The sequence below is a fragment of the Clostridium thailandense genome (assembly GCF_019207025.1).
Lineage (GTDB): Bacteria > Bacillota > Clostridia > Clostridiales > Clostridiaceae > Clostridium_AM > Clostridium_AM thailandense.
Genome location: NZ_JAEEGC010000054.1, coordinates 13,006 through 25,081, shown reverse-complemented (window position 1 = coordinate 25,081; position 12,076 = coordinate 13,006). Strand labels below are relative to the sequence as shown.

General features: G+C 29.6%; 9 protein-coding genes. 3 read left to right on the top strand and 6 right to left on the bottom strand.

The annotated features are described in order from the left end of the window. Positions 1 to 208: 208 nt before the first annotated feature. The 3 genes from I6U48_RS12805 (at position 209) to I6U48_RS12795 (ending at position 2,106) form a co-directional block, all read left to right on the top strand. Complete coding sequence (locus I6U48_RS12805; protein ID WP_218320860.1) at positions 209 to 649, top strand: Lrp/AsnC family transcriptional regulator; 441 nt, start codon at positions 209 to 211, stop codon at positions 647 to 649. An 11-nt stretch (positions 650 to 660) separates the two neighbouring features. Next, a complete protein-coding gene (locus I6U48_RS12800) occupies positions 661 to 1,269 on the top strand; it encodes a LysE family translocator (protein ID WP_218320859.1) in 609 nt (202 codons plus the stop codon). Between the two features lie 69 nt (positions 1,270 to 1,338). Then, positions 1,339 to 2,106 carry a 3'-5' exonuclease gene (locus tag I6U48_RS12795; protein ID WP_218320858.1) on the top strand — a complete coding sequence of 256 codons (768 nt, stop codon included), beginning with the start codon at positions 1,339 to 1,341 and terminating at the stop codon, positions 2,104 to 2,106. 64 nt (positions 2,107 to 2,170) lie between these two features. Here I6U48_RS12795 and I6U48_RS12790 read toward each other — a convergent pair whose 3' ends face one another. The 6 genes from I6U48_RS12790 to nifB form a co-directional block, all read right to left on the bottom strand. Further along, positions 2,171 to 4,426, bottom strand: a complete 2,256-nt coding sequence (locus I6U48_RS12790) for a DEAD/DEAH box helicase (protein ID WP_218320857.1) — start codon at positions 4,424 to 4,426, stop codon at positions 2,171 to 2,173. Beyond that, on the bottom strand, positions 4,420 to 6,303 hold the full coding sequence (locus I6U48_RS12785) for a site-specific DNA-methyltransferase (protein ID WP_218320856.1): 1,884 nt from the start codon (positions 6,301 to 6,303) through the stop codon (positions 4,420 to 4,422). Before I6U48_RS12785 ends, I6U48_RS12790 begins: the two co-directional genes overlap by 7 nt. A gap of 89 nt (positions 6,304 to 6,392) precedes the next feature. Continuing rightward, the gene (locus I6U48_RS12780) at positions 6,393 to 7,196 is read right to left on the bottom strand and encodes a hydroxymethylglutaryl-CoA lyase-like TIM-barrel protein (RefSeq protein ID WP_218320855.1); all 804 of its coding nucleotides are present in this window, start codon (positions 7,194 to 7,196) and stop codon (positions 6,393 to 6,395) included. Between the two features lie 40 nt (positions 7,197 to 7,236). Further along, the gene (locus I6U48_RS12775) at positions 7,237 to 8,181 is read right to left on the bottom strand and encodes a hypothetical protein (protein WP_218320854.1); all 945 of its coding nucleotides are present in this window, start codon (positions 8,179 to 8,181) and stop codon (positions 7,237 to 7,239) included. 158 nt (positions 8,182 to 8,339) lie between these two features. Continuing rightward, entirely contained in the window at positions 8,340 to 9,350 is a 1,011-nt protein-coding gene (locus I6U48_RS12770) for a homocitrate synthase/isopropylmalate synthase family protein (RefSeq protein ID WP_218320853.1), read from the bottom strand. Positions 9,351 to 9,435: 85 nt separating this feature from the next. After that, complete coding sequence (nifB, locus tag I6U48_RS12765) at positions 9,436 to 12,066, bottom strand: nitrogenase cofactor biosynthesis protein NifB (RefSeq protein WP_218320852.1); 2,631 nt, start codon at positions 12,064 to 12,066, stop codon at positions 9,436 to 9,438. Positions 12,067 to 12,076 lie beyond the last annotated feature (10 nt).

Below are 12,076 nucleotides of genomic sequence, written 5' to 3'. Positions count from 1 at the left end.
GCTTACCTTCATAGTTATCTCTTCTATAGATAATATTATTAACTTTTAAATTCTCAAGTTTAATATTAAAGATATTATCTTAAACTTTCAATATCATAAGTTAAAACTTAAAAAACCTAATATTTTAACGTAATTTAAAAAATCATTTACTTAAATTAAATTTATTTGTACAATAACATTAACAAAAATTCAAAAAGTTGGTGATTATATGGATTCAATTGATTTAAAAATTATTGATGCTTTAAAAGAAAATAGTAGAGCTTCTACTTCAGAAATAAGTAGAAGAGTAAGCCTTTCCATTCCTGCTGTAGCTGAGAGAATAAGAAAACTGGAAGAAGCAGATGTAATCGAAAAATATACTATAAAAGTTAACAGGGATAAAATTAATTTTAAGCTCTTAGCCTTTATTTTTGTTAACATCGATAAAACAGAAAATATAGATGAATTTAGAAAATCTATAGTTCAATATAATTCTGTATTAGAATGCCACCATGTAGCTGGTGAATATGATTATCTATTAAAGGTACTTGTAGAAGATACTAAAGCCTTAGAAGACTTTGTATCTCATACATTAAAGAAAATCAAAGGTGTAAGTAAATCAAATACAATAATAACGCTTTCTTCCCTGAAAGAAAATATTAACATTTGAGAGGTTCCAAAATGATTTTTAAAGGTTTTAAATTTGGTATGTTATTACAGCTTGCAATCGGTCCCGTTTGTATTTTTATATTTCAAATAGCTGTCCTAAAAGGCTTTTATGCTGGCGAAATAGCTACACTAGGTGCAACTTTAGTAGATGGTATTTTCATTACCATAGCTACTCTTGGTATAGCTTCAATAATTAATAGAAGAAATATAAGAATATGTTTAAAAATATTTGGTTCTGTTATTTTGTTTGTTTTTGGAATTAGTATGATTTTAAGTCAATTCAATATCGATTTTCTACCAAGCTTATGTATGTTTAATATTCCTAATTCAAATGATATATTTATTCGTATAGTTATCTTAACTGCCTCAAATCCACTTACAATAGTTTTTTGGGCAGGTATATTTTCTGCTAAGGTCGCAGAAGAAAATATGGAAAAGAAGGATATATACTTTTTTGGTTTTGGTGCACTTTTATCTACAATGATTTTTTTGACTTTAATTTCCTTAATAGGAAGCTTTGCTAATGTATTTTTTCCAACTCAAGTAATACAATTTTTAAATATAATTGTTGGTCTTTTACTAATATATTTTGCTCTTAGAATGCTCTTAAAAAACACATAAAAATAACCTTATTGATTCTTATTTATGCTATAATCAAATATAGAAACTTACAATCTTAGGAGAAAAATAATGAATTATATAGTATTTGATTTAGAATTTAATCAAAACTTAAGTTCTAAGAAAGAAAATAAGGATCTAATATTTTCAGAATGTCCTTTTGAAATAATTCAGATTGGTGCTGTAAAGCTTGATAAAAACCTCCAGATTCTTTATACTTTTGATAGACTAGTTAAACCTAAATTATATACTACTATGAATCCTTTTGTAGAGGAAATGACAGGTATTACAATAGATATGTTAAATACAGCAGAATCTTTTAAAGAGGTTTATAAAGAATTTTTGAAATTCATTGGATCTGATAGGAGTATATTTTGTGTATGGGGAGTTTCCGACATAAAAGAACTTTTTAGAAATATTAAATATCATAATCTAGATGTCATAAATTTTCCTAAAGAGTATATTAATCTTCAGTCCTATGTATCTAAATACTTTAAGCTTCCAAAGGGTATTAATGTTGGTTTGCAAAATGCTGTAGAATTATTAAAACTTAACCTTCAAGGTGATTTTCATAATGCCTTTAACGATGCTTACTATACAGCGGAGATCTTTAAAAAAATTTATAATGAAAAACTTAAAATTAATACTTACGATATAAATAAAAATACTAGAAATAAAATCGAAAAAAGCAAGCTTGATACCTCTAGACTAATTAAGCAATTTGAAAAAATGTTTAATAGAGAAATGTCTGAGGAAGAGCAAAGAATCATTGAGTTAGCTTATATGATGGGAAAAACCAGACAATTTGAAATTTCAAATTCTGATAGTTCAAAAGATTAATCGTCTGCAAATAAACCATACTGTATCAACTTTTGCATAGATACAGTATGGTTTTCTTCATAAATTAACATTTAAAACCTTCCCAATGTGCCGCATCAACAATATATTCTTCTCTACTATTATTGATTCTTACATTTTTGTCTGATACTTCAACTATTCCCCCAATAATGTTTTTTCCCTTTGCTATTTCTTCCTTTAAGTATTTTTGCAGATATTCACTTTTCGCCTTAGTTTTGGTATCTACTTCCCTATCATTTTCTGATTTAACTTCAAATATTCCAGTCAATCCAGTTTTAAAAAGCATAATGTAGTCTGGATAAAAGGCATGTGGTTCACCATTATACTCATAACGTACAGCAAAGCTCTCCTTCCCTCTATCATCATTTTTATACCACCATAGGAGTTTGTCTCCATTTTTCTCCAAGAAGTTTTCAAAGATTTTTTCAGTTTGTCTTCTATTCTTCTTTAAGTAGCATTTATCATATATACTTTTTTCTGATTTAAAGAGTTCATAAGAAAAATCCTCAATAAGCTTTGTCTCCTTTATAGAAAAATTGTAATAATGCTCTTTTACTTCTGTGAGTTCACATTTTTTATATTCCTCCATGTACTTATCTATAGTACTCCTTAATATGGATTTAAAAAAATTTTCATAATTAACAATAAATAAGGCTTGTATCTTAGTTATTATACCTGTTTCCTTCAGGCTATAGCCAAGAATATCACAAAAACATTTGTAGATAAGCTCCTTTAAACAGGGGTAAAAGGTTTCAGAAGTTGTTTTCACAAGATTTGTAAAGGCTTCTTCAATATCAAATTCATATACCTTTACCTTTCTATCTTTATGATCTATTTTTACATTAACTCTATCTAATTTTGACGTTTCAATACGACCATCATACATAAGCTGACTTTCCAAATTATCAATTTCCATATTAAAATTCAATTTGTTTAGAACGTATAAATTATCTACATAGCTTTTTTCTACTGATACATTTAGTTCTTTTAAAACCTCAGAATAAAAAATAGGATCTAATAGTTTTCTTTTAACAATCATAGTCTTACTAGGTTCTTTATAATATGAACGCAAAACAATATTTTTCATTTCTGGCTTAATTTTAGCCTTCAAGAATTTAACCAAAGAAAGATTGTTAACTTTAACAGAGATATCTTTATTGTTGGTATATATATAGGCTTTATTTAAAATTTCATTTTTATAGTATCTCTGCTCAGGCATGCGAAGAATTCTTCCAATGGTTTGTATATCAAAAATCTCACTTCCAGATTCTCTAACCTTTAAAAGTACCTGTGCCCTCGGACAATCCCATCCTGTAGCTATAGCCATTTTGAAAATCAAAACATCAATCTTAGAATTAAAATCCTCAATGTTTTCTAAGTTCTTAGAATTACCATTTACCCATATGGCAAGATTATTACTTTCTACTGATATTCCCTTGTTTTTAAGTATTGTAAGGAGCTTATTTAAAACCTCTTCTCCCCTTTTAGCATTAGGTATTTGAATAAGGCATAATGGATTTATCACAGTATACTCTTTACTAAAAGCTTCGCTTAATTCGGCTCTTCTTTTAATTGCCATTTCTAAAACAATCTCAAGAGAGTTTTTATCCTCTAAACTTATATCGTCAATATTGTCATTTATCAATACTTCCTTTTTAATTACTCCAGCCTTAATGACTTCTTCTGCAAAAATTTTTACGAAATCAGCCCTGTTATCATTTATATCTTCTCCTGTAGGTATGTATTTAGGAGTGGCACTCATTTGAAGCAAAATTTCAGGATTTATTATATTCATTAGCTCCTTTGAAGTCCTTGTATCAGTATTATTATGACTTTCATCAATAATTAGCATAATTTTTCTTACACGCCTGGTGTTTTCTAAAAGCCTTATAAAATTTATTTCATCTCCTTCTCTCATTAAAATGTTATCCCATACTCCATTCTTCTTTGCATTTAGCTTTTCCCAATTGACCACTACTATGGAATTTCTTTTTATAATTCCATCTCTAATAACATCCTCTAATAGTCTGCATGGAGGGCTGCCTTCCAATAAACTGCTTATTTTGTTTCTACTTTGCTCATGCAGGTGACCTTTTCCGATTGATATCCATATAAAACAAAAATCTTTATCTTTAAGTTTGCTGAACATCTCAATATATTTTGATACAATTATAGTTTTACCTGCTCCTGTAGGTGCTTTAAAAACTAATAATTTTTTATTCTCGGAATTTTCAAGAAGCTTGTTAGTTTTAGTGAGTAATTCTTCAACTGCTTTCCTCTGATAACTTTTTAGCACTACCATAGTTTTAGTGCCTCCTCATAAACTTCCATAATTTTTTGTGGTATGGTTTCAACCTTTATTCCCATATTATCTAGTTCTTGAAATTCCCAATGGCTTATTTCATAGTTTAAGCTTAAAACATAAAGAATTTTTTTATAGGAATGTAACTCAATTAAGTCTTCCTTAATCTTACTGATAATAGAATAATCCATAAAGTTCTTACAAATTACCATAACTAAATTATTATTTTTAAAAATTTTATAATCATTTTCTTGTTTATACAGATTAAAACAATTCTCCTTTATGCATAAAAGTTCAGTGCACTTATCTGCTAGTTGTATTTTTACAGTATCTCTACTCTGCAGCTTAGGAATAAACTCTACTTTATAATATTTCAATTTCCCGTCTATTCCTTTTATAAAGGTATCATGCGAATTCATATATCCTGTGATAATATTTTTTATACGCTTATAAGTTATGCCTTCACATATATTTAAACAGCTGTTTGGAGTTTCTCTGTCAAGGTTAGATAATATAAACTGCCTATTTCCGTGATCTTCATTATTCATCTCCAAAATAGCCTGCCCTAAAGTACCTGAACCAGCAAAAAAGTCAATAAAAATACCACTAGGATCACACATTGAAACAATTCTTTTTATAAATTTTAAAGGTTTCTTACCACTGCTAAAAGCTACTCCTCCTTCATTAGAAATTCCATTCCAGCTGATATCATCCCATAAAGTTCCTAGTTTCTCCTTTTTGTATATTTTTTTATTTTTCATATAAGCTACATCTGATAACCATATAACTATTCTGCTGTTAATATAATAATTAGTAGTTAATCTATTTTTGTTTTTACCTGTTTTAGGAACATATTCGATAGACAGAAGACCTCTATCATCTTTGGTACCTTCTATTACCCTTTTTCTTATTGAAGATTGTGAATTGGTACTACTGCATATTTTAGAGAAATACTTTAGATAAGCCTCATCTTCCGTCAACCCTTCCTCTTCCATGACCTCTGATATGTTCTTCATAACATATCCTTCATGCTTATAAATTTTAATATCTTCTGAGAAGCCATCTTTTATAGTGTACATATACTTTTTAGTACCTTCATCTATAAGCACCTGCCTATAATCATACTGTCTTCCTTCTTCTCTCCTCTCTTTTATGACATTCATCAAAAGCTGCTCTTTATATACAGATTTTAAATTACATTCTTCTCTGTTTTTACAGTAGATAAGTAGATATTCTATATTCTTTTTTAGCTTTTTATCTTCCCCACCACCACTTGCACCTGCCGCACTTTTAGTTTTAACGCTTATGCAATTAATAAAATTCTCAGCTCCAAATATATCATCACACAACATTTTCAGTTGACTTTGCTCATTATCATCTATTGATATAAATATAGCTCCATCACTGCTTAAAATCTCCCTTGCCAATCTTAAACGCTTATTCATAAAGGATATCCATTTGCTATGTCTATAGCTATCCTCTTCATTAACATAATTGTCATTATAGATAAAATCTCTATTTCCTGTATTATATGGTGGATCAATAATAATATTTATCTGTTTTTCACCCTTCATTCCATGAGTAAATAATAGAGTATTTAAAGCATATAAGTTATCTCCTTCAATTAGTACATTTGCTATATCGGTATTTCCATTACATATTTCCTTTTCTTTGACTTCTGTAAGAACAGGATAATTATTTTTTAAAATTTCTTCTGCCTCTTCTATTTGTTCTTCCCAAACTAAACCATATTTTTTGATTTTTCTAAGATAACTATTTTCCAGCTTTAGTTTATCTATAATATAAAGTAAATTTTCATTTGTAAGTTCTATATTGCCAATATTATCTATTTTTTCTAAAGCATACACTTTCTCCACATTACCACCTCTTCACGCTTACATATTATCATATTTTTTACATAATTTGTATATATTTTTTTAAAATATATAAGCGCTAGAGAACCTTTTTATACATTTAGCATAGAACTTAAAATTATTTTTTCTTTCTCCTCTAAAGGATTTTTATCTGTATAATTACTTTCTATTTTATAATTTTTGAGTACGCTAAAAAGCTCTGAATGCTTGCAATTGCCAGCCCTCTCGCCTATTCCGGCAGCCGTACAGTCCACGAATTCAGCACCTGCCTTAATAGCTGCCAAAGAATTCGGAAGTGCCATACCAAAGTCGTTGTGAGCATGAATTTCTATTTCTACAGGTACTTCATTTTTTATCTGCTTTATTAGTTTATAAGTCTTTCTTGGGTATAAAACCCCAACTGTATCCGCATATCTAATTCTCCTTACTCCCAAAGCTAGTGCATTTTTACACAATTTAATCATAAAATTAATATCCGCCCTAGAAGAATCTTCAAAGCCAATAGTTACTTCAAAGCCTTTCTCTTTTGCAAAACTTACACTTTTTTTCATACTTTCAATAATCCAATTCTTATCCTTACATAACTTGCTATTTATTTGTATATAAGATGAAGGAACAGATATATGAATTATATCCACAGAGCAGTCTATAGAATGCTGTATATCTTTAATATTCATCCTGTTCCAGGATGAAATTTTACTTTTAAGTCCAAACTCTGCAATTTTCTTAACACTCTCTTTTTCCTCTCCTCCCATAGCTGGTATTCCAGCTTCAATTTGATATATCCCTATTTCATCTATAAGCTTTGCTATTTTCAACTTTTTCTTCATCCCCAGTGCAATTCCAGCCTTCTGCTCTCCATCTCTAAGGGTAGTATCTACCACTTTTGCAAACATGCTTTCACCTCCACATATTTCAAGCATTCATTAAATTACTTCAACTACACCCAGAACACCCAGCACAATTAGAGCAAGAAGAATCAATTTTTAAAATCTTTTTTTCAATTTTGAAGGTGCAGTCACTTACAAAATATTCATAGATTTTATCAAAGCAAACCTTATTCTCATAAAATTCTATACAGAGAGGAACAATTTCCATACTCCCTTCACTTAACAAGCTTGGCTTTAACTGTGGCTGATGAACCTTTTTAGCTCCATTTTCTAAAATCACCTCTATTTTATCTGTAGAAGTAGTTAAACTTTTAATTTCACCATCTATAGAAAACCTTACTGAATTTGAATCTCCATTAACTCCAAGAGGATTGTTATCATAAGCAGTTATATTACCTATTTTAGTTTTTACGCATATATACTCACTAGGTTCAAAAGATTTTAAATTTCCATTTTTATAAAAAGATAAGCCTATACGGGTTACTACATTGCCAATGGGAGATTTTATAGTAATTTTGTCTCTTGGCCAGAATGTAATACTCTTTACTTCACCACTTTTATAAAAATGTATTCCTATAGTTTTTTTTCTAAACCTTCCTATTGGAAGATTAAATTCTATGTCATCTGCTAATTTACACTCATCCTCTTCTGTCCAGTAAGCAGATATTTTCCCATTTAAATTAAATACTCTATTTATACTTTCATCCTCATAAAAAGTAATAAGCTCTGCTGGTAAAATTCCTATAGGTGTATTAAGATAGCTCATATTTTGCAGAGAAATACTTTTCAAATTGCCATTCTTATGAAAGGAAATAGAATAAGTAAGCTTTCGCCTTTCTCCACTGTCATCCCACTGTGGTACAAAGATTCCATAAGGAGTTTTAATATTGTTTATCTTATTTAAGGTACATTCCTTTATTAGATTGTTATCGTAATAGCTCACTGAAGTTATTCCTTCTAGTATTCCATACTTAGTATTTATATTCTTCATGGTATCCCCTACTTTCTATAATAACTATCTTCTTGTATTTAAAAGCATTAAACATATTAAAGACTGTCATCATTATACTCCTTCATATAGACTAGATTACTATATGAATAGAATTATATATTCCGGAGTATAAGTTAAGTGTCGGCCGATCACCCTCTCTACAGCATATTCAAAAGCTCCTCATCTAAAACATTTCTTCCTAAAAGAATACTCTTATCCCTAACTCTTTCTAAAAGTTCATTTATATTAACATTATTATAATTAATTTTTAATTCTTTAAGTTTAACTATGATGGACTTGCTTCCTGAATGTTTTCCAAGCAGCATTTCTCTTTTCTTTCCAACTTCTTTTGGATCAAAAGGTTCATAGGTATGTGGATCTTTTTCTATTCCATCCACATGAATACCTGATTCATATTTAAAAATATCTTCTCCTAAAACAGATTTAATGCAGCATATTTCTTTGTAAGTTATTTTCTTATAAAAAGAGGATAGCTGTGATAACAATTCTAAGTTTCCTTTAACTTCACAATGACATATTGTTTTAAGTGCCATTAAGGTTTCTTCCAAAGCTGCAAATCCATATTCTGTCCCATTAAAAACTGTAGTTATTATATCAGCTCCATCCATAAGACCTTCTATGGATACTGCTGTACCCATGTATAACTTATTATTTGCACAAAATCCAATCTTTACATTAAAAGCTTCTTTTAATTTTAGTATATAATTACTCCAGGAATCATAATTACATTTACTTATATTAGTTATCATTATTGCTTCTATCTTATGATTCATTAAAACCCATTTTATTTTACTCATGTTTTCTTCTAATAAATCTTCTATTTTTAACTGGAGTATTGCTTTTATATACTTAGGCACCGGAATACTCCAGAATTTTTCAAAATCCATACTTATAATTTTAAATTTATCCATTACGCTCAAGTCTTTTTTATCTTTTACTTCATATATATAATTGTTAAAAAACCCTGGATAAATTTTCACTTTATCCAGAGTAGTTCTGTCAATTTGGAAATAATCTACCCCAATGTCCTTCATTATTTTTAAAAAGTTTATAATTAATGTATTATCTATTCTTACTTGATTTTTAAAGATTTCCATAAGACTTCTATCTAAAATTAGCTTTTTACAGCCATTAAGTTTTAAACTCACCCTCAACCCTCCTTTTATTATTCCTGCTAATAAAACTTTGAAAGTTTTTTAACTAGTTAAAGCACTTTTAAATCTCATTTATAATCTATGCTAACAGTTGTTTTACTGCCTTTATAATCCCTTTATTTATGCCTTCGTATATTTGAATGAACTTTATTCCCTTTTCTTCAAGTCTTTTTACTGGCTGTTCTCCTGCTCTAATTGCAAGCACTGCATTACAATCTCCTATAATTCTTATAATCTTATCAATTTTATCTTCATGTTCATCACACTCCTCAATTCCAGTGCAATATTTATCAACTTGTCTTTTCTCTAAAAAAGTTATATTCCCTGCGGAATATGAATAGATATGAAATTCCTCTGCATGACCAAAATGCTGATCTACATTTATACCAGTTTTAGTAGCCACTGCAAATTTATAATTATTTGTGTTCTCTTTTAATTCTATAACCTTCTTCTCACTTCCACATCCACCATTACAACCATTGAAATTTCTAAAATCAATAGATCTGTCCAAAGATAAAGTACCTATAGCATCTGCTCTACATTGTTTGCAATGATACATTTGTTTTACATATTTTTCGCATTCTTTTCTCATTTCATTTAATTCAACAGTACTAACTAATGGTTTGTCCTCAAACACACTTCCTTTAACTGGTATTAACTGCATTATATTAGTTATATAAATTCCAAAGTTTTTAACCTTTTTAATAACTTCTACAATATGCTTATCATTTACTCCTTTTATCATTACTGTATTAACTTTACATACTACACCATTTGCAGTTAAGTATCTTAATCCTGTAAGTTGATTATTCATAAGTATTTCTGCTGCTGCTTCTCCAGTATATTTGGTACCTAAATAGTTTATCTCTTTATAAATTTGAGCTCCTATTTTTTTATCAACAGCATTAATAGTTACAGTAATATGTGAAACCCCAAGAGATATTAATTCATTTGCGTAAAAAGGAAGCATTAGTCCATTTGTGGATAAGCAAAAGGTTATATCTGGGTCTTCTTCTTTTATAAGTTCTATAGATCGTTTTGTTTCCTCAAAATTAGCAAGGGCATCTCCTGGACCTGCTATACCTAATACTTTAAGATTAGGAATTTTCTTTTTAACCTCTCTAAACTTATATAAAGCTTGCTCTGGCGTAAGAACTTCACTAGTTACTCCTGGCCTGCTTTCATTTGGACAATCAAATTTTCGGCTGCAGTAATTACAGCTTATATTACATTTAGGAGCTACTGGTATATGCATTCTGGCAAATTCGTGGGCACCTTTATTGTAACAAGGATGAGTAAAAGTTTTTTCCATATTATTTCCTTTTTCTTTAGTATTCATTTTATTTTCCTCTTTATAATATTTATTAAAAGCGTCTTTTCTAAAGGTTTCTTCTGCATGTTCTAATATGATATTAGCTACATTATCAATGAAGAATGCGGAACCATTATATCCAGTAAAGAACTTTCTTTGAGCTCCTACCATATCATGTACAGGAAAACCTGTTCTTAGAATTTTAAGACCCAATCTACCAGCTATTCTTCGTCCATCTGAATTACCTATCATTATATTAACCTTCTCTTTTTTAACATGATACTCTATTGTATCAAAATCCGTATCATCTAAAACAATAGCTTCTTCTTTTAAATTACTTAGCTTATCCTTTAGTAAAGTCTTTATAATTTCATTCTTAGCTCCTGTAGCCACAACCTTAGGCAAAATTCCATTTTCAAGACATAAATTTACTTCAGCAAATACTAATTCTGGCTCTCCATATATTACTGCTCTTGCTTCGCCAGTATATTTGTGGTTATCTATCATAGCATCTAGATATCTTCCTCGTTCAGTCTTTAAGTCCTCTGGTATTTTTCTTCCTAGTATTCTAGATATTAGAAAAATAAACTCATCTGTACTTTCAAGTCCTATTGGAATTGGAGCTTTATAAAGTGGTACTCCAAAAGTATCTTCTAAATATTGTCCTGGAGACAGGCTTTTATCTATTGTCATTCCCATCTCAATAGTAGCCTCGGCCCCGCCCATTTCCTTTATTTCCTCAATTTTAGTGCCACCCTCTGGTATTCTCTTATAATTGTTGTTATGCGGAGAATCTAAAGTTTCTGATACATCTGGAAGCATTATATAAGAGGCTCCAAAGCTGTCTAAAATTCTTTTTATATTTCTAACATCTCCCGGATTTAAATTTGCACTTACTATATTAATTTTATTATTTTCTTCCCTTTTCTCAGCCACTTGCTCTACTATTTTTCTTAAAGTTCTATAATATCCTTCTGAATGGCTTCCACCGTAGCCCTGAGTTTGCACTGTGATTATTTTAAGCTTCTCATGGACTTTTTCTTCTTCTAAAAATTCCTTAACAATTCTATTTATATCTTCTCCAATAGTTTCAGCTAAGCAGGTAGTTATAACCCCAATACTTGATGGATTATAAAGCTTTATCATGTTTCTTAATCCTGCTTTTAAATTATTAGTTCCACCATATATTGTCCCATTTTCCGTCAAAGAGGAGGAAGCAATATCTATAGGTTCATTATAATGAGTTGCCATGTGCCTTCTGATATACGTGCTGCAACCCTGAGATCCATGCAATATAACCATATTATTTTCAATACCTTTAAAGGCCAGCACAGCACCCATAGGCATGCACATTTTACAGGGATTTACATTTAAATTGACAAAATTTCTACTTTTCACCTTAATCACC